Annotated in this window: 18 protein-coding genes and 1 pseudogene; 6 read left to right on the top strand and 13 right to left on the bottom strand. The window is 65.4% G+C overall.

What is annotated here, in order from left to right:
* Nucleotides 1–44: 44 nt before the first annotated feature.
* Nucleotides 45–578: a GNAT family N-acetyltransferase gene (locus tag DBR12_RS01450; protein ID WP_108615626.1), complete on the bottom strand. Its 534-nt coding sequence runs from the start codon at nucleotides 576–578 to the stop codon at nucleotides 45–47.
* Between the two features lie 267 nt (nucleotides 579–845).
* Between DBR12_RS01450 and nadC the strand changes: the two genes are divergently transcribed.
* From nadC to DBR12_RS01435, 3 genes are all read left to right on the top strand, one after another.
* A complete protein-coding gene (gene nadC / locus DBR12_RS01445) occupies nucleotides 846–1,694 on the top strand; it encodes a carboxylating nicotinate-nucleotide diphosphorylase (RefSeq protein ID WP_199226604.1) in 849 nt (282 codons plus the stop codon).
* Entirely contained in the window at nucleotides 1,691–2,821 is a 1,131-nt protein-coding gene (gene nadA, locus DBR12_RS01440; protein WP_108615625.1) for a quinolinate synthase NadA, read from the top strand. Before nadC ends, nadA begins: the two co-directional genes overlap by 4 nt.
* A gap of 73 nt (nucleotides 2,822–2,894) precedes the next feature.
* The gene (locus tag DBR12_RS01435) at nucleotides 2,895–4,697 is read left to right on the top strand and encodes a chorismate-binding protein (RefSeq protein WP_108615624.1); all 1,803 of its coding nucleotides are present in this window, start codon (nucleotides 2,895–2,897) and stop codon (nucleotides 4,695–4,697) included.
* A 60-nt stretch (nucleotides 4,698–4,757) separates the two neighbouring features.
* Here DBR12_RS01435 and DBR12_RS01430 read toward each other — a convergent pair whose 3' ends face one another.
* From DBR12_RS01430 to DBR12_RS01390, 9 genes are all read right to left on the bottom strand, one after another.
* Nucleotides 4,758–5,117 carry a 5-carboxymethyl-2-hydroxymuconate Delta-isomerase gene (locus tag DBR12_RS01430; RefSeq protein WP_108615623.1) on the bottom strand — a complete coding sequence of 120 codons (360 nt, stop codon included), beginning with the start codon at nucleotides 5,115–5,117 and terminating at the stop codon, nucleotides 4,758–4,760.
* Between the two features lie 87 nt (nucleotides 5,118–5,204).
* Nucleotides 5,205–6,437, bottom strand: coding sequence for an 8-amino-7-oxononanoate synthase (gene bioF, locus DBR12_RS01425; protein WP_108615622.1), 1,233 nt, complete (start codon nucleotides 6,435–6,437; stop codon nucleotides 5,205–5,207).
* Nucleotides 6,434–7,105, bottom strand: a complete 672-nt coding sequence (bioD, locus tag DBR12_RS01420) for a dethiobiotin synthase (RefSeq protein ID WP_108615621.1) — start codon at nucleotides 7,103–7,105, stop codon at nucleotides 6,434–6,436. The genes bioF and bioD overlap by 4 nt, the downstream gene beginning before the upstream one ends.
* A complete protein-coding gene (gene bioA, locus DBR12_RS01415) occupies nucleotides 7,105–8,364 on the bottom strand; it encodes an adenosylmethionine--8-amino-7-oxononanoate transaminase (RefSeq protein WP_233244241.1) in 1,260 nt (419 codons plus the stop codon). Before bioA ends, bioD begins: the two co-directional genes overlap by 1 nt.
* Nucleotides 8,365–8,495: 131 nt before the next feature.
* On the bottom strand, nucleotides 8,496–8,870 hold the full coding sequence (locus tag DBR12_RS01410) for a 6-carboxytetrahydropterin synthase (RefSeq protein WP_108615619.1): 375 nt from the start codon (nucleotides 8,868–8,870) through the stop codon (nucleotides 8,496–8,498).
* A gap of 21 nt (nucleotides 8,871–8,891) precedes the next feature.
* A complete protein-coding gene (gene queE / locus DBR12_RS01405; RefSeq protein ID WP_108615618.1) occupies nucleotides 8,892–9,527 on the bottom strand; it encodes a 7-carboxy-7-deazaguanine synthase in 636 nt (211 codons plus the stop codon).
* Entirely contained in the window at nucleotides 9,524–11,113 is a 1,590-nt protein-coding gene (nadB, locus tag DBR12_RS01400) for an L-aspartate oxidase (protein ID WP_108615617.1), read from the bottom strand. Before nadB ends, queE begins: the two co-directional genes overlap by 4 nt.
* 137 nt (nucleotides 11,114–11,250) lie before the next feature.
* Nucleotides 11,251–12,114 (bottom strand): ScpA family protein, encoded by an 864-nt coding sequence (locus DBR12_RS01395; protein ID WP_369861305.1) that lies wholly within the window; start codon nucleotides 12,112–12,114, stop codon nucleotides 11,251–11,253.
* Between the two features lie 64 nt (nucleotides 12,115–12,178).
* Nucleotides 12,179–12,385 (bottom strand): DUF3460 family protein, encoded by a 207-nt coding sequence (locus tag DBR12_RS01390; protein WP_108615616.1) that lies wholly within the window; start codon nucleotides 12,383–12,385, stop codon nucleotides 12,179–12,181.
* 76 nt (nucleotides 12,386–12,461) lie between these two features.
* On the opposite strand from DBR12_RS01390, the gene DBR12_RS01385 reads away from it, so the two are divergent.
* The gene (locus DBR12_RS01385) at nucleotides 12,462–12,974 is read left to right on the top strand and encodes an outer membrane protein assembly factor BamE (RefSeq protein ID WP_108615615.1); all 513 of its coding nucleotides are present in this window, start codon (nucleotides 12,462–12,464) and stop codon (nucleotides 12,972–12,974) included.
* 30 nt (nucleotides 12,975–13,004) lie between these two features.
* Here DBR12_RS01385 and DBR12_RS01380 read toward each other — a convergent pair whose 3' ends face one another.
* The gene (locus tag DBR12_RS01380) at nucleotides 13,005–14,714 is read right to left on the bottom strand and encodes a SulP family inorganic anion transporter (RefSeq protein WP_108615614.1); all 1,710 of its coding nucleotides are present in this window, start codon (nucleotides 14,712–14,714) and stop codon (nucleotides 13,005–13,007) included.
* 329 nt (nucleotides 14,715–15,043) lie between these two features.
* Between DBR12_RS01380 and DBR12_RS01375 the strand changes: the two genes are divergently transcribed.
* Nucleotides 15,044–15,691, top strand: a complete 648-nt coding sequence (locus tag DBR12_RS01375) for a YitT family protein (protein WP_108615627.1) — start codon at nucleotides 15,044–15,046, stop codon at nucleotides 15,689–15,691.
* A gap of 22 nt (nucleotides 15,692–15,713) precedes the next feature.
* Here the strand turns inward: DBR12_RS01375 and DBR12_RS22455 are convergent, their stop codons facing one another.
* Nucleotides 15,714–15,983: a hypothetical protein gene (locus DBR12_RS22455; RefSeq protein ID WP_108615613.1), complete on the bottom strand. Its 270-nt coding sequence runs from the start codon at nucleotides 15,981–15,983 to the stop codon at nucleotides 15,714–15,716.
* 13 nt (nucleotides 15,984–15,996) lie between these two features.
* Nucleotides 15,997–18,087, bottom strand: coding sequence for a methionine--tRNA ligase (gene metG / locus DBR12_RS01365; RefSeq protein ID WP_108615612.1), 2,091 nt, complete (start codon nucleotides 18,085–18,087; stop codon nucleotides 15,997–15,999).
* Nucleotides 18,088–18,261: 174 nt separating this feature from the next.
* On the opposite strand from metG, the pseudogene DBR12_RS01360 reads away from it, so the two are divergent.
* Nucleotides 18,262–18,559: pseudogene (locus tag DBR12_RS01360) on the top strand (PQQ-dependent sugar dehydrogenase); the annotation flags it as partial.

Genomic DNA, 18,559 nt, shown 5'->3' with positions numbered 1-18,559 from the left:
GTGCCGTAAGGCGTGGTGGAGTGGGGGCTTGTCGTGGTCATTTGCTAAATGTCGGTCGCCAGACGCGAGTAGATGAGAAGACTCTGTGGCTGGCCGTCTTTCCATTCGCATTCACGCTTGATACCTTCGCAGCGAAATCCCGTGGCTTCCAAGACTCTTACGCTGGCTACATTCGCGGGTTCCACAACGGCTTCGACTCTGTGCACAGCCAATGCTTCGAACGCATACTTGAGGGCCATTGGCAAACACTCGCTCATAACGCCCTTTTTCCAGTGCTCGGGCAGTAGCCAGTAGCCCACTTCGATCGTTTTATGTTCGGGGTTCTTCCCATTGAATCCGCATGCGCCCATCAATGTTGATGGTGATTCGGGATCGCAAATTGCCCACCAAATTCCACTGCCTTCTCTTTCAATCGTTGCATACCAGTCCATTTGAACTCGTGTTGCATCCAAAGAGGCGTATGAAATGCCGTAGTGCGAAATCACCTGAGGGTTGGAAAGACCTGCGAATACCGCATGGATATCGTGGTCGTTCATCTTTCTCAGAAAAAAACGCGGCCCTCTTAGGTCCGTGAACATCCGAGTACTTTCGTTCATGTTTCAACAATCCGTGTTTGCCGCCACTGCATTGTGTAAACGATGCTCGTTGAGCGGCGAGTGCAGTCGGTGAGACTTTTGCCGAGAGGTGGTTCGCAGAAAAAATTGCCGCGAGTCTATGCGACCAATAATGGGTGTACTTATTGGTTTCCAGCCTGTGTGGAAGTGGCCTGCGCCACCGCTGTGGCCTTTGCGTTCCCGGTATGCTCGCGGCCCATGACAGCAGCGTTACCCCCCGCAAACACTCCCATGAGCGATACCGAAGTGATGGCCCTTGCCCAGGCCGATGTGGCCCGTGCCCTGGCCGAAGACGTAGGCGCTGGCGACCTCACGGCCGGCCTGATTGACCCCACCCGTCGCGCCCGCGCCCGCATCCTGGCGCGCGAGTCCGCCATCATCTGTGGTGCCCCCTGGGCCGAAGCCGCCCTGCGCGGACTCGACCCCACAGTTCAGATCTCCTGGCATGTGGCCGAAGGCCAGCGCTGCGCTGCCGACCAGGTGGTGCTGGAGATCGAAGGCCAGGCCCGCGCGCTGCTCAGCGCCGAGCGCACCGCGCTCAACTTTCTGCAGCTGCTGTCGGCCGTGGCCACCAAGACCCGGACCTATGTGGACGTGGTGGCTGGGACGCGCGCCCAGATCGTGGACACGCGCAAGACCATTCCCGGCCTGCGCCTGGCGCAAAAGTACGCCGTGCGCGTGGGGGGCGGCACCAACCACCGCATCGGCTTGCATGACGCCGTGCTCATCAAGGAAAACCACATCGCCGCTGCAGGTGGCGTAACGGCCGTGCTGAAAGCCGCGCAGGCCGTGGCGGCGCAAGCGACCTTCATCGAGATCGAAGTGGAAACCCTGGCGCAGCTGACCGAGGCGCTGGAAGTGGGCGCCAAGATGGTGCTGCTGGACAACATGCCGCTGCCCATGCTGCGCGAGGCCGTGCGCATCAACGCGGGCCGCGCGATTCTGGAAATCTCGGGCGGCGTCACGCTCGACGGCTTGCGCGAACTGGCCGAGACCGGCGTAGACCGTATCTCCATCGGCACACTGACCAAGGACGTGAAGGCCACCGACTTTTCGATGCGCCTGCAGGAGCTGGGATGAGCACCGCAACCCTGAACCGCATCGACGTCGAATACGAGCAGCCTGACGAAGCGACACCGGGCGCTGTTTGCTCCACCAAGCACGCCTGGGCGCGCGTGCCGCCCGAGCCTTCGCAGGCCGAGCGTGCGGCGCTCAAGGACAAGATTCGTCGCCTTCTGAAGGAAAAGAACGCGGTGATGGTCTCGCACTACTACGTGCACCCCGACCTGCAAGACCTGGCCGAGGAAACCGGCGGCTTGGTGAGTGATTCGCTGGAGATGGCCCGCTTTGGCCGCGACCATGCGGCGCAAACCCTGGTGGTGAGCGGTGTGCGCTTCATGGGCGAGACAGCCAAAATTTTGAGCCCGGAAAAGACCGTGCTCATGCCCGATCTGGATGCCACTTGCTCGCTCGACCTGGGCTGCCCCATCGACGAGTTCAGCGCCTTCTGCGATCAGCACCCCGACCGCACCGTGGTGGTCTATGCCAACACCAGCGCGGCCGTGAAGGCGCGGGCCGATTGGCTGGTCACCTCCAGTTGCGCGCTGGAGATCGTGAGTGCGCTCAAAGCCGCAGGCCAAAAGATTTTGTGGGCTCCGGACCGCCACCTGGGCGCCTACATCCAGCGCGAGACCGGCGCCGACATGTTGTTCTGGAATGGTGCCTGCATCGTGCACGATGAATTCAAGGCGCTGGAGCTGGAACTGCTCAAGAAGCAGCATCCTCACGCCAAGGTGCTGGTGCACCCCGAAAGCCCTGCCGACGTCGTGGCCCTGGCCGACGCCGTGGGCTCCACCAGCGCCATCCTCAAGGCCGCGCGCGAGCTGGATGCCACCGAATTCATCGTGGCCACCGACAACGGCATGATGCACAAGCTGCGCACGCTCAACCCCGGCAAGACGTTTTACGAAGCGCCTACGGCGGGCAACAGCGCCACCTGCAAAAGCTGCGCCCACTGCCCCTGGATGGCCATGAACGGCCTGGCCGATGTGGCGCGGGTGCTGGAGACTGGTGCGAACGCGGTGCATGTGGACCCCGCACTCATCCCGCACGCACGCCAGCCCATTGACCGCATGCTGGCCTTCACGGCGGCGCTCAAGAACGGGCATCCCACGGCAGCCTTGGTGCCGCATCTAGGGGCCGCCTGAGGTTTCTATAAAAGCCAATTGCTCTGTTATTGATAGCTAACCATGCTCGCTGGTCAGGCGCCAGGGGCCTTTTTTGTTTGTGATTTCCCACATTGACTTCACCCAGCCGCTAGACCCTGGCGCTCCGCGCCTGCGCCACGCCTTTGGCAGGCCGCGCGAGGTGCTGGTGGCCCACGCGTTGCACGAGGTGCGCGGCGTGCTCGACGCCGTGCATGCGGCCGCGCAACAAGGCCACTGGTGCGTGGGTTTTGTGCGCTATGAGGCCGCTGCCGCGTTTGATGCTGCGCTGCTCACCCATGCGGCTGACGGCCCGCTGGCCTGGTTTGCGGTGTACGACGCGCCACTGCCCTGGCCCGCATGCGATGACGGCCAGGGTGCAGAACCGCCCGCGCAGGTGGTATGGACCGACAGCCCCGACCGCGCCCCTTTCGATGCCGCACTGGCGCAGATCCAGCAGGCGATTGCGGCGGGCGAGCTGTACCAGGTCAACCACACCGCGCCCCTTCACGGCACGCTGCAAGGCTCGGCCCAGGCCCTGTTTGCGGCACTGCTGCGCGCCCAGCCCGGCGGGTATGCGGCGCACATCGACACCGGACTCGAACAGGTGTTGTCGGTATCTCCCGAGCTGTTCTTTGACTGGAGGGATGCGCCCGAGGGCGGCACCCTCCTGGCCCGCCCCATGAAAGGCACCGCCTCACGCGGGGCCACACCCCAAGAAGACGCACAGCAGGCCGAGCACCTGCGCACGGCGCCCAAGGAGCGGGCCGAGAACGTGATGATCGTGGACCTGCTGCGCAACGACGTTTCGCGCATTGCGCAGCCCCACAGCGTGCGCGTGCCCGTGCTGTTTGCCACCCAGGCCCTGCCCACCGTGTGGCAGATGACCTCGGACGTGACCGCACGCACGCGGCCTGGCACCACGCTGACCGATGTGTTTGCGGCGCTGTTCCCCTGCGGCTCCGTCACCGGCGCGCCCAAGGTGCGCGCCATGCAGATGATCCACGCGCTGGAAGGCGCGCCGCGTGGCGTCTACTGCGGCGCCGTGGGCGTGGTGCGCCCGGCCGGGCCGCCCGATGCGCAGGGCCCGCATGCCGTGGCCGCGACGTTCAATGTGCCCATCCGCACCGTGGTGCTGCGCAATGAAGGGGATCAGACCCGCGCAATCTGCGGCATCGGCAGTGGTATCACTTCGGGTGCGCTGGCCGATGCCGAATGGAGAGAGTGGCAGCACAAGCGTGCGTTTGTCGAGCGCGCTAGCCAGCCGTTTGATTTGCTTGAAACCCTGGCGTTGCAGGGAGGTGTTTTTCGGCACCGGGACGAGCACCTGGCGCGCCTGCAGTCTGCGGCTGCGCACTTTGGCGTGCCATGGGACGAGGCGGCCGTGTTGCAATGCCTGCAGGCCCTCGTAGCGGGCCATTCCCAGGGCGCTTGGCGTGTGCGCCTGTTGTTGGGTGCCACGGGCGTGCCCCGCGCCGAAGCCTTTGACCTGCTGCCCACGGCCGAGCCCGTGCGCCTGCAACTGGCCACGCGCCCGCTGGCCCAGGCCCACAGTGAATTTGTGCGTTTCAAGACCACGCGCCGCTCGCACTATGCGGCGTTTGCGCCCACCACGCCCGGTGTGTTCGACACGGTGCTGTGGAACGATGCAGGCGAAATCACCGAGGGCACCTTTGGCAACATCGCCGCGTTCATTGACGGGCGGTGGGTGACGCCACCCCTGTCCTGCGGCCTGCTGCCCGGCGTGGGCCGGGCCGTGGCGCTGCGCGAGGGCCGGGTGCAGGAGGCCGTGCTGCGCGTGGCCGATGTGCCCCGGGTGCAGGGCTGGGCCTTCATCAACAGCCTGCGGGGCTGGCTGGCCGCTACGCTGACTGGGTAGAAATCTGAGTCAGATTGGCCTCCAGCGCGCGTGGATCAGGCGCTGGCAGCTATCAAATTTTCAGAGCCGTTCCTTCACATAGCTCGGCCGGTCCATGTCCACGATCTCCACGCTCAGCTGCACCATCACGCCCTGTGGCCGCGGTGTGCGTTCGCGCAGCACGGCGGCAATGCGGCCCGCCAGCTCTGTCTTGGCCTCGGGTGTGCGGCCCGCCAGCAGGCGCAGCTGCGCATGCACAAAAGCACGGTGGGCCGGGGCCGTGCCAATCTCGAAGCTGTCGGCCACGATGAAGCGCGTCTTCAGGTCGGCCTCGTCCTGCACCTGGGGATGGGCGCACAGCGTGGCGTTCAGGGCGGTCAGCGTTTCTGCCTCGGGGTAGTGGGGCAGGTTGGCCGAGTATTCGATGGTCAGGTGGGGCATGGAATCGTCTCGCTGGAAGGATGGAAGAGGGCCCGCGTTGGCAGATGGCCTGGGCTGTGCATGGTACTGCGGCTCATCAACGGTTGATCAACGGCTCACCAAAGGCACTGACAACTGCGCTGCAAGCGCATGCAGCGCTGCCAGCAATTGCGCTACGTCTTCGGTGGTGTGGGCTGCCGACAGCGCAATGCGCAGCCGTGCTGTGCCCGCAGGCACCGTGGGTGGACGGATGGCGGGCACCCACAGGCCTTGGGCGCGCAGGCCTTCCATCACGGCCAGGGCGGCATCGTTGCTGCCAATCACCAGCGCCTGCACGGGCGTGTGCGACGGCAGCAGGTGCCAGCCCAGGGCCTCTGGCAGGTCGGTCAGCCCGGTTCGCAGTTGGGTGATCAGACTTGCAAGATGGGCGCGCCGCACGTCGGCTGCCGCCATGAGCTGCAGGCTTTGCCGCAGCGCGCTGGCCAGCAGCGGCGGAGCGGCAGTCGCAAAGATGTAGGTGCGCGTTTTTTGCAGCAGCCATTCGATGAGGGCGGTATCCCCGGCGACAAATGCACCTGCCACACCCGCCGCCTTGCCCAGCGTGGCCATGTAGAGCACGCGGCGAGAGGCGTTGGGCCCCGTCAGGCCCGCATGTGCCAGGCTGCCCCGTCCTTGCGGGCCCAGCACGCCAAAACCGTGGGCGTCGTCCAGCAGCAGCAGGGCGTCGTAGCGTTCGCACAGCGCGAGCAGGGCAGGGATGTTGATCAGGTCGCCATCCATGCTGAACACCGCGTCGCTGATGACCAGCTTGCGCCGCGCAGGGCTGGCCGCGAGCTGCGCTTCCAGCGACGCCAGGTCGGCATGGGGGTAGCGGTGGATGGTGGCGCGCGACAGGCGGGCACCGTCGATCAGGCAGGCGTGGTTGAGTGCGTCAGAGAACAGCGCATCGCCATCACCGACCAGCGCGGGGATGATGCCGGTGTTGGTGGCATAACCCGCATAGAAGTACAGGGCGCGGGGCAGTTGCACATAGGCCGCCAGTTCGTGCTCCAGTGCCTCGTTGGCGGCGCTGTGGCCGCTGACCAGCGGGGAGCCGCCCGAGCCTAAACCGAAGTGGTGGGTGGCCTCACGGGCTGCTTCGGCCAGCGCGGGATGGCTGGCCAGGCCCAGGTAGTCGTTGCTGCAGAACGCGAGCATGGGCTGGCCGTCCACCCGCAGGTGTGCTCCACCTGCGGGTTCGACCACGCGGCGGCGGCGCAGCAGGTGGGCTCGATCTAGGTCTGCAAGGCGCGCGGGGATCTCGTCCAGCCAGGAGGGCTGGGGTGCCGTGGAGCTTGTCATTGCCAGTCTTTTGGCAGGTCAAAGACCAGGCTGCCTGGCTCTGGCAGCTCCTGGTAAGGCACCTCGGCCAGCAGTGGTGCTCCCAGTCGAGCGCGCAGGTAGGCGATGTTTTCGTCGGCGGCGCCCATCTCTGGGTCGATGCGGTTGGCTACCCAGCCAGCCAGCGTGAGGCCCTGAGCGCGGATTGCCGCAGCGGTGAGCAATGCATGGTTCAGGCAGCCCAGGCGAAGGCCCACTACCAGCACCACGGGCAAGGCCAGCGCCTGGGCGAGGTCGGCGCCCGTGAGTGTGTCGGTGAGCGGCACAAAAAAGCCCCCCGCGCCCTCCACCACCACGGCGTCGGCCTGGGCCGCCAGCGCCTGGTAGCTGGCAACGATGGCGGCGATGTCGATCTCCACACCCGCCCGTGCCGCTGCGATGTGGGGCGAGAGTGGGTCGGGCAGCAGAACGGGGTTGTCCAGCGCGGGTGGCACAGCCAGGGTGGAGGCCGAGCGCAGCGCGATCGCGTCCTCGCTGGCCCAGTCCTCGCCCCAGGGCACCAGGCCCGCCGCCACGGGCTTCATGCCCACCACGCGGTGGTGGTGGCGTGCCAGCGCATGCAGCAGCCCCGCGGACACCAGCGTCTTGCCGACACCGGTATCGGTGCCGGTCACAAAACATCCGATCATCAACTTTCCTCCTGCAGGGTGGTGTTCAGCGCATCGAGCGCGCTGCTGGCAAGGCACTGCACGGCCTCATCGTCGAGCACGTAGGGCGGCATGGCATACAGCGTTTTGCCAATGGGCCGCAGCACCAGCGACCGCCCCATGGCGTGCTGGTGGTAACGGCGTGCAAAGTCAGGCAGGGGGGTGTCCACATCCCAGGCCCAGATCATCCCCAGTCGCCGCGCATGCCGCACACGTGGGTGCTGCGTGAGAGGCGCGCAGGCTGCATCGATGCGCTGCGCCAGCGCGATATTGGCCTTCAGGGCATCCCGTTGTTCAAACAGTTCCAGCGTGGCCAATGCTGCGCGGCAGGCCAGTGGGTTGCCTGTGTACGAGTGCGAGTGCAAAAAGCCGCGTGCCACGTCGTCGTCGTAGAACGCGGCATACACCGCGTCGGTGGTCAACACGGCAGACAGCGGCAGTGTGCCGCCCGTGAGGCCCTTGGACAGGCAAATGAAATCCGGCCGGATGCCCGCCTGCTGGTGCGCGAACATCGTACCCGTGCGGCCAAAGCCCACCGCGATTTCATCCACCACCAGATGCACCTCATAGCGGCTGCACAGCGCGCGCGCCAGGCGCAGGTATTCCGGGTCATACATGGCCATGCCCGCCGCGCATTGCACCAGCGGTTCGACGATGAATGCGGCCGTGGTGGCGTGGTGCTCCTGCAGCCAGTGTTCCAGTGCTGCAGCGGCACGGTGCGCCACGTCTTGCGCTGTCTCGCCAGGCTGGGCGCCGCGCGCATCGGGGCTGGGCACGGTATCAGCCAGGCGCACCAGCGGGGCATAGGCCTCGCGGAAGATGGCGATGTCGGTCACTGCCAGTGCTCCCACGGTTTCGCCGTGGTAACCCCCGGCCAGGCCCACAAAGCGGCTTTTGGCGGGGCGGCCGCTGTTGCGCCAGTAGTGCGCGCTCATCTTGAGCGCGATCTCGGTGGCCGCAGCCCCATCGCTGCCATAGAACGCATGGCCCAAGCCAGTGAGCCTGGCAAGGCGCTCCGACAACTCCACCACAGGTGCGTGGGTAAAACCGGCCAGCATCACATGGTCGAGCTTGCCCAACTGGTCCACCAGTGCCGCCTGGATGTGCGGGTGGCTGTGGCCAAACAGGTTGACCCACCAGGAGCTGATGCCGTCCAGGTAGCGCTGGCCGTCGGTGCCGTAAAGCCAGGGACCCTGTGCGCGCGCAATGGCCACGGGCGGCTGGGCTTCGTGCCGCTTCATCTGTGTGCAGGGGTGCCACACATGGGTCAGGCTGCGGGCTGCGAGGTCGTCGGGGGGCTTTAACTGCAATGCAAAGTCTCCTTGTCAGTGGGGCGATGGCGATGGGCCTCCCTGTGGGGCCCGGTCGGAGCTCAGCGATCGGAAAAGTCCAGAACGCAGCTGTCCCCCAGCGCCTCTCGCCACACGCGCACACGGCTCACGCTGGTGCGCAGGTCGGCAGGCAGCGCCTGGGCGATGAAAACGCACAGGTTCTCCAGCGTGGGAACGCCCAGGCCGGGCACTTCGTCCAGCATGTGGTGGTCCAGCTGTTCGCGCACCACCTCCAGGCCCCGGCGCAGCAGGCCCAGGTCCTGCACCATGCCGGTGGCGGGGTCGCGCGGGCCGGTCAGGAAGACTTCGGCGTGGTAGGTGTGGCCGTGGACACGGCGGCTGCCTTCGGCCTCGATCTCGCGGCGCAAGGTGTGGGCGGCGTCGAAGAAGAAGCGCTGGGAGATGGTGAACAACATAGGCAGAGGGACGGATTCGAATCACCGAATGCCGGTGAGCTTGTGGGTTTGCAGGCTCAATCGCCATGCGGGGTGGGCCAGGCAGGCGTCAATGCAGGCGGCAGTGTTCTGGCGCTGCAGCAGGCCATCCATGGGCTGCAGAAAGCGGTGGGTGAACTGCGTGTCCTGCTCCAGCGCCTTGAGGTCAAAACCCGGCTGGGGCCAGACGAGTTTCAGCTCCTGCCCGCTGCGCTGCACCCAGGGGGCGCCCGCCTTGGGGCTGATGCAGAGCCAGTCGATACCTTCGGGTGCGGCCACAGTGCCGTTGCTTTCCACCGCAATGCGGAACTGCAGGGCGTGCAGGGCGTCGATGAGCGCTGTATCGACCTGCAGCAGGGGCTCGCCACCCGTCAGCACCACCAGGCGGTGGCCCGCGCCTGTAGGCCATTGCGCGGCGATCCGTTCGGCCAGCGCGGTGGCCGTCTCGAACTTGCCGCCCAGCGTGCCGTCGGTGCCCACAAAGTCGGTGTCGCAGAACTGGCAGATGGCCTGTGCGCGGTCTTGCTCGCGGCCCGTCCAGAGGTTGCAGCCCGCAAAGCGGCAGAACACGGCGGGCGTGCCCGCCTGGCCGCCTTCGCCTTGCAGGGTGTAGAAAATTTCTTTGACGCTGTAGGTCATCGGGTTACCGGTGGTACGAGAAGGGTGGGCGCCGCAGGTGCGGCCACCTCGGGGTAGTCGCGGCTGAAATGCAGGCCCCGGCTTTCGCGGCGCAGCTGGGCGCTTTTCACGATCAGGTCGGCCACCTGCACCAGGTTGCGCAGCTCCAGCAGGTCGCGCGAGACGTGGAAGTGGGCGTAGAACTCCTGGATCTCGCCCTGCAGCATCGCAATGCGGTGCGCGGCGCGCTCCAGCCGCTTGTTGGTGCGCACGATGCCCACGTAGTCCCACATGAAGCGGCGCAGTTCGTCCCAGTTGTGGGAGATGACGACGGACTCGTCCGCGTCGGTCACGCGGCTGTCGTCCCAGGCGGGCACGGTGGGCAGTTCTGTGGTGGGGGCCGCTGCGATAGCCTGCGCAGCTGCGCGCGCAAACACCATGCATTCGAGCAGCGAGTTGCTGGCCAGCCGGTTGGCGCCGTGCAGGCCGGTGCAGGCGACTTCGCCCACGGCAAACAGGCCGGGCAGGTCGGTGCGGCCCGCCAGGTCGGTCAGAACGCCGCCGCAGGTGAAGTGGGCGGTGGGCACCACGGGGATGGGCTCTTTGGTGATGTCGATGCCCAGCGATGCGCAGTGCGCCAGGATGTTGGGGAAGTGTTCTTGCAAGAACGCAGGGCTTTGGTGCGAGATATCGAGGTGCACGCAATCGAGGCCGTGCTTTTTCATCTCAAAGTCGATGGCGCGGGCCACCACATCGCGCGGGGCCAGTTCGGCGCGCGGGTCGTGGTCGAGCATGAAGCGGGTGCCGCCCGCCGATGGCGGCAACAGGAGCCTGCCACCCTCGCCACGCACCGCTTCGCTGATAAGGAAGGACTTTTCGTGCGGGTGGTACAGCCCAGTGGGGTGGAACTGGATGAACTCCATGTTCGCCACGCGGCAGCCCGCGCGCCAGGCGGCGGCAATGCCGTCGCCCGTGGCTGTGTCGGGGTTGGTGGTGTACAGGTACACCTTGCCTGCGCCGCCCGTGGCCAGAATGGTTTGTGGTGCGCGGAAGGTGACGACCTCGTCCGTGTCGCTGTCCAGCGCATACAGGCCCAGACACCGGTTGCCGGGCAAGCCCAGCTTGCGTGTGGTGATCAGGTCCACCAGCGTGTGCTGCTCAAACAAGGTGATGCCGGGTGTGCCGCGCACCACGTCGATCAGCGTGCGCTGCACGGCGGCGCCGGTGGCGTCGGTCACATGGGCGATGCGCCGCGCGCTGTGGCCGCCCTCGCGCGTCAGGTGCAGCTGGTCGCCTTCGAGCGTGAAGGGCACGCCCAGCTCGCGCAGCCAGGCAATCGATGCGGGGGCGTTCTCCACCACAAAGCGTGTGGTGGCCAGGTCGCACAGGCCTGCACCGGCCACCAGCGTGTCTTCGATGTGCGCGGCAAAGCTGTCGTCATCGGCCAGCACGGCGGCAATGCCGCCCTGGGCCCAGCCGCTGGAGCCATCTTGTAGCGTGCGCTTGGTGATGACGGCCACGCGGTGCGTGGGCGCCAGGTGCAGCGCGGCCGAGAGGCCTGCGAGGCCGCTGCCTACGATGAGAACGTCGAAGTCGTGGGATGCCATTGGGGGTCCGTAGTTGCCGTTGGAACCGGCGCTGCCTCAGGCCAGCGTCACCGTGGAGCTGGCTTGGCCAGGCCACCGGTGGCGTCCCCCTCCCGCGCAGCGAGAGAGGGGGAAGCGGCGCAGCCGCTCAGGGGGTGTCATGCCGGTACATAGGCGAGGCGCACGTAGATGGGTGCGAAGGCCTCGGCCTGGGTGATCTCGATCAGCGTTTCTTTGGCCAGCTCCAGCAGCGCGATAAAGGTGACCACCAGCACGGTGCTGCCATTTTCGGGGTCAAAGAGTTCTTCAAACTCCACAAAGCGGCGGCCCTGGAGCGTCTTGAGCACCATGCTCATGTACTCGCGCACCGAGAGCTCTTCGCGGGTGATCTTGTGGTGCTGCACAAGCTTGGCGCGCTTCAAAATGTCGCGCCAGGCCTCCTGCAGCTCCACCACATGCACGTCCGGGAAGCGCGGCTGCAGGCTTTGCTCGATATAGACCTGGGCCTTCAAGAAGTCGCGCCCGTACTGCGGCAGCTGCCCCAGGCGGGCGGCGGCCATCTTCATCTGCTCGTATTCGAGCAGGCGGCGCACCAGCTCGGCGCGTGGGTCCTCGGGTTCTTCGCCTTCGGCCTGCTTCTTGGGCGGCAGCAGCATGCGCGACTTGATCTCAATGAGCATTGCTGCCATCAGCAAATACTCGGCCGCCAGTTCCAGGTTGCGGCTGCGGATTTCGTCCACGTACGCCAGGTACTGCTTGGTCACCCCCACCATGGGGATGTCGAGGATGTTGAAGTTCTGCTTGCGGATCAGGTACAGCAGCAAATCGAGCGGGCCTTCAAAGGCTTCGAGGAAGACTTCGAGCGCGTCGGGTGGGATGTACAAGTCATTGGGCAGCGCAAACAGCGGCTCGCCATACAGGCGCGCCAGCGCCACCTGGTCCACCACGTCGGGCATGCCAGCCGCATCCAGGGCGGGCATGTCCGGCGAATCGGCCGTGCCGGCTGCGCTCGCGGTGGTCATTGGGTGCTATAAAAATATGAGCTATCAGCGCTTGATGGACAGGCGCAGAAGGCCAATTGGGTGCTTAATCAGCGTTCGTCTGGTAGACGTAGGGCTTCTGAGCCACTTGGCCTTCGCGGTATTCACCCCAGATCTTGCGGTCCACCTGCTTGTCCCACAGCAGGGCGCGACCGGCTTGCTGCTGCTGGTCCAGCTCGGGGCGGCTGGTCTTGAGCTGGTTGATGAACTGGGTGGCGTCGGACTGGTAGTCGGGGCGGCGGAAAATAGACATGGCTGTGAATCTCATTCTTGGACCGCGTCAGACACAGTGACGCACCAAAGGTCCAAGATTTTACCGGGACGAATTTATGCGCTTGATATATCGCGCTGCTACCCTGGCAGCGGTCGCTTTTTCCCTGATCGCCATCACCGCCTGCGATCCCCAGCGCATCAGCGAGCTGAAGGAGGGCGTATCGACCGAAGCCGACGTGCGCGACCGCTTTGGCGCCCCCGAAAACGTGTGGGATGAGCCCGGTGGCGCCCGCACCTTCGAATACAACCGCCAGCCTGCAGGCCAGGTGAACTACATGATCACCATCGGCCCCGACGGCCGCATGACCGCGCTGCGCCAGGTGCTCACGCCCGAGACCTTTGCGCGCGTGGTCCCCGGCCAGCGTATGGACGAGGTGCGCCGCCTGCTGGGCAAGCCCGCCAAGGTCACGCCTTATGAACTGAAGAAGGAAACCTGGGCCGACTGGCGTTACCTGGAGGCGCCCAACCAGGCCAAGGTCTTCACGGTGGTCTATGGGCCCGGCCAGTTCGTGCTGCGCACACAGACAGGCGCTGACCTGGACGCGCCGGAGTTCAAGGGCGGCAAGTAGACGGTTGCCCCGCCCGCGCCCTGCCGACAACTACACATCCACGCTGGCGCCCCCTTGCGCGGCCAGCCGGTCGGCAAAACCCGACCGTTCCATGAGCGAGCGGGGCTGCTCATGCAGGTTCACCACCGACAAGCGCCCGCCGCGCGCGGCCACGGCCTTGAGCACTTGCCCCAGCGCATCGAGCCCGGTTGTGTCCAGCGCCACCAGCTCGCAGGCGTCCAGCACCACATCCATGCCGGGCGGACCGGTTTCTACCGCCTGCACGATGGGGTCGATCTTGGCGGCTGCGCCAAAGAACAGTGCGCCGTGCAGGCGCCAGCGTGCCACCGGGCGCGTGTCTGAGTTGGCGATGGGCTGCGATGCTTCAGATTGGGTCGTGCCGGGTTGTCCGGTGGCGGGGTCGGGCTCGCGCACCGCGCGAAACAAGCCGCTCATGCGCCGCACAAAGAGCGCGCAGGCCATGAACAGCCCCACCTCCACCGCCACCGTGAGGTCGAACACCACGGTGAGGAAGAACGTGCCCAGCATCAGCAGCCGGTAGTGGTTGCTGAACTTTTTGAGGCGCACGAATTCGTGCCACTCGCCCATGTTCCAGGCCACAAACAGCAGGATGCCCGCCAGCACCGCCAGCGGAATGTGCAGCGCCAGCGGTGCCGCCACCAGCACGATCACGGCCAGCGTGAGCGCATGCACCATGCCCGCCACGGGCGAGGTGGCGCCCGAGCGGATGTTGGTCACCGTGCGCGCGATGGTGCCCGTGGCGGGCATGCCGCCAAAAAACGGCACCACGATGTTGGCCAGGCCCTGCGCCACCAGCTCCTGGTTGGGGTCGTGTTTCTTGTGGTGCGGGTCGGTGGCCAGTTGGTCGGCCACACGCGCGCACAGCAGCGACTCGATGGCGCCCAGCAGTGCAATGGTGAGCGTGGGCGTGACCAGCAGGCGCACCGTCTCCCACGAAAAATCAGGCAGCGCAAACTCCGGCAGTGCCTGCGGAATGCCGCCAAAGCGCGAGCCGATGGTCTCTACCGGCAGCTGGAGCGCCCAGGCCAGCAGGCTCAGCGTGACCAGGGCCACCACGGGCGCGGGCACGCGCGCAAAGCTGCGCACCGTGTGCTGCTCCAGCACACGCATCACCGGGGACTCCTTCATGGCCAGCTTGGGCCAGAGGAACAACCCTGCCACGCAGGCCACGCCCAGCCCGAAGGCATAGGGGTTGAAGCTGTCCAGGTGCTGCGCAAGCAGGCCCACCTGCGAGAAAAAATTGCCCGGCATGCGTTCGATCGACAGGCCCAGCCAGTCCTTCACCTGCGACAGCGCAATCAGCACGGCAATGCCATTGGTAAAGCCGATGACGATGCTCACCGGCACAAACCGCACCAGCGTGCCCAGCCGGAACAGGCCCAGCAGCACCAGCAGCACGCCCGCGCAGGCAGTGGAGATCAGCAGATTGGCCACGCCGTAGCGCTCGACGATGCCGTAGACGATGACGATGAACGCACCTGCTGGCCCGCCAATCTGCACATTCGTGCCGCCCAGCGCCGAGATCAGAAAGCCTGCGATGATCGCCGTCCACAACCCCGCTTCGGGCTTGAGTCCGCTGGCAATCGCAAACGCCATGGCCAGTGGCAGTGCCACGATGCCCACCGTGACGCCCGCCCCCACATCGGCCAGCCATCGGCTTTTGTCGTAGCCACGCAGCGTGTCGACAAGGCGGGGGTGGAAGGCGAAGCTCAGCGGCATGGTGGCAGATTCTTGGTGGCGGATGTCGGGTTTCAGTGTAGGGAGCCAACACCCAGGCGCCAAGCAGGTTGTATGCCGCATCGCCGCATAGAGATCCGTCTGCAATCTGGTGTTGCTATATATTTGATAGCTATAAAAGCAATACCATCAGGCGCAAGGGCCCAAAAAACCGAAAATACTTGGAGCCCTGCATGGGCTACAGGCCTCCACCACCAGTGCAGCTGCAGTGGTGGCTTGGCATGTTGCTTGCTGACTGTTGGCGACCTGCTGCCTTGCACTTTTTTCTGTGCACAGATCCTCTGTGCCAACCGACGATGGCTGAATCACCCATGCCCGACACACCCAACCCAGGCTCCCCGTTGGACGCCGCCGCCCAAGCGGCCACCCTGCGCCACGGCGCCTTTGAAGACGCGCAGGCCCTGTTTGCAGGCACTTTGTTCGTGGCCATGGCGCTGATGCTGTTCAACCAGGCGGGCCTGCTGGTGGGTGGCACGGCGGGCGCGGCGTTTTTGCTGCACTACGTCACCGGCATCTCGTTCGGCAAGCTGTTCTTTGTGGTCAACCTGCCGTTCTACTGGTTTGCCTGGACGCGCATGGGCCGCGAGTTCACCATCAAGACCTTTGTCTGCGTGGGCCTGCTCTCGCTGCTCACCGAGCTGTTTCCGCACGTGATGCATGTGGACTACCTGAACCCGCTGTTCGCCGCGTTGCTGGGCGGGCTGCTGCTGGGCACGGGCTGCCTGTTTCTGGCGCGCCACCGCTCCAGCCTGGGCGGCGCCACCGTGGTGTCGCTGTACCTGCAAGGCCGCTACGGCATGCGCGCGGGCAAGGTGCAGATGATGATCGACGGCACCGTGGTGCTGCTGGCGCTGTTTGTGGTGCCGGTGGACCGCGTGGCGTATTCGGTGCTTGCCGTGCTGGTGATGAGCGGGTTTTTGTGGATCAGCCACCGGCCGGGGCGGTACACGGGCGGCTGACAGCGCCCCGAAGGGCTTGTGCTCAAGGCGCAGGCTGGATGGATTCCCGGATTTGAATCCCGCTGGTATCTGGCGCCGGGCTGTATACCGCGTCCGCCGCCATCCCTACGCCCTTGCCCACGATTTTGACAGTGCCCACCGTGGCGTCTGCCGCCAAGCCCACGGCAGATGCCGTGACGCTGACAGCGGTGCTGGCCACCGTGACCACAGTGCAGCCGGTGAGTGCGGACAACGCCGCCCACAGTGGCACGGCCAGCAAGGCGGCCACCGCTCGATAGGCCCCAGAGCGCATGGTGAAGCTGCGCTCAACGCACCCGCATGCCCGGCGTGGCGCCGGGCCACGGGTTGAGCACGTAGATGCCGGGGTTGGCTTTTTCGTCGCCATGGCTCGCAGCCAGCACCATGCCTTCGGAGACGCCAAACTTCATCTTGCGTGGGGCCAGGTTGGCCACCATCACGGTGTGCTTGCCCACCAGGTCTTCTGGCTTGTAGGCGCTGGCGATGCCTGAAAAGACATTGCGTGTGCGGCCTTCGCCCACATCCAGCGTCAGGCGCAGCAGCTTGGTGGAGCCTTCCACCGGTTCGCAATTCACGATCAGCGCAATGCGCAGGTCGATCTTGGTGAAGTCGTCGATGGTGATGGTGGGGGCGAGTTCTTCGCCGCCAGGGGCTGCTACGGTTTCCGTAGCTGCTGGCGCTTGCTCAGCTTGCGCTGGAGCCTCAAACAATGCTTCAAGTTGCTCGGGCGTCACGCGCTGCATCAGGTGTTGGTAGGGCTGGATAGCCTGCACGTCGCCCGCCACGTTCCACTGCTGCATGTTCAGGCCCACAAAGCCTTGCACGGCATGGGCCAGGCCTGGCAGCACGGGTGCCAGGTAGCGGGTGAGGGTGGCAAAGGCGTTGACGAGCACCGAGCACACCTGGTGCAGCGCCTCGTTGTTGGCAGCGTCCTTGGCCAGGTCCCAGGGCTTGTTCTGGTCCACATAGGCGTTGACCTTGTCGGCCAGCAGCATGATCTCGCGGGTGGCTTTGCTGTATTCGCGCGTTTCATACATCTGCGCGATGGCGTCGCTGGCGCCGCGCACATCGGCCAGCAGGGCTGCGCCTGTGGTGCCGAAATTGCCGGTGAGCTTGCCGTCAAAGCGCTTGGTCAAGAAGCCCGCCGCGCGGCTGGCAATGTTCACGTACTTGCCTATCAAGTCGCTGTTCACGCGCAGCATGAAGTCCTCGGCATTGAAGTCGATGTCTTCGTTGCGCGCCGATAGCTTGGCCGCCAGGTAGTAGCGCAGCCACTCGGCGTTCATGCCCAGGCTCAGGTACTTGAGCGGGTCCAGGCCGGTGCCCCGGCTCTTGCTCATCTTCTCGCCGTTGTTCACCGTCAAAAAGCCGTGCACGAACACGTTGTTCGGCGTCTTGCGGCCGGAAAAATGCAGCATGGCGGGCCAGAACAGGGTGTGGAAGGTGACGATGTCCTTGCCGATGAAGTGGTACTGCTCCATGGCCGGGTCGGCCATGTAGGCGTCGTAGCTTTCGCCGCGCTTTTCCAGCAGGTTCTTCAGCGACGCGAGGTAGCCCACGGGCGCGTCCAGCCACACGTAGAAGTACTTGCCCGGCGCGTCGGGGATCTCGATGCCGAAGTAGGGCGCGTCACGGCTGATGTCCCAATCGCCCAGGCCTTCGCTGGTGGTGCCGTCGGGGTTGGTGCGGACGGTGAACCATTCCTTGATCTTGTTGGCCACCTCGGGCTGCAGCTTGCCGTCTTGGGTCCAGTTTTCCAGAAACTCCACGCAGCGTGGGTCGGACAGCTTGAAGAAGAAATGCTCAGAGTGCTTCAGTTCTGGCTTGGCGCCGCTCAGGGCCGAGAACGGGTTGATCAGGTCGGTGGGGGCGTACACGGTGCCGCACACCTCGCAGTTGTCGCCGTACTGGTCTTTGGCGTGGCACTTGGGGCATTCGCCCTTGATGTAGCGGTCGGGCAGGAACATGTTCTTCTCGGGGTCGAAGAACTGCTCGATGGTGCGCACCTCGATGAGCGAGCCATCGGCGCGGTCGCGCAGGTCGCGGTAGATCTGGCGGGCCAGATCGTGGTTTTCGGGTGCGTCGGTGCTGTGCCAGTTGTCAAAGCTGATGTGAAAGCCGTCCAGGTACTGCTTGCGGCCCGCAGCGATGTCTGCCACGAACTGCTGGGGCGTTTTGCCCGCTTTTTCGGCGGCAATCATGATGGGCGCACCGTGGGTGTCGTCCGCGCCTACAAAATTCACTGCGTTGCCCTGCATGCGCTGGAACCGCACCCAGATGTCGGCCTGGATGTATTCCATGATGTGGCCGATGTGGAAGTTGCCGTTGGCGTACGGCAGGGCGGTGGTAACGAAGAGTTTGCGGGCGGAGGTCGTCATGAAAAGCGGCTTTCTCAGGCGGAACCCGCGATTTTAGGCGGTCGTCAGTATCCCTGGCCATTGCGGGCGCTGCGCTGGCCTGCCCCGGTCGCGCAGGTGCCAATCAGGGCGTGCGTGTTGGCCTCCTGTGGCGCCACAATGCCTCGCATTCCAACAATCAACAGGAGACAACACATGGCGAGCACATGGGCAAAACGGGTGGGGTGGGGCGTGGGTGGCGCGACATTGGTGGTGGCCGCCTATCTGGCGGCGTGGCCTGTGCCCATCCAGCCGGTGGCATGGACGGCGCCTGCCGCACCCGGCTACCAGGGCGTGCATGCCCCCAACCAGCGCCTGGCCCAGCTGAACATCATCGACTTGAAGGGCGAGGTAGGGCCTGAGCACATCGCCTTTGGCAAGGACGGCAAGCTCTACACCACCGTGCTCAGCGGCAACATCTTGCGCATGAACCCGGACGGCTCGGGCCAGGAGG

The organism is Acidovorax sp. HMWF029, assembly GCF_003060895.1.
In the GTDB taxonomy this organism is placed as follows: Bacteria; Pseudomonadota; Gammaproteobacteria; order Burkholderiales; family Burkholderiaceae_C; genus Acidovorax.
Note: the sequence above shows the minus strand (reverse complement) of the source record. Positions and strands in the feature narration are given on the sequence as shown.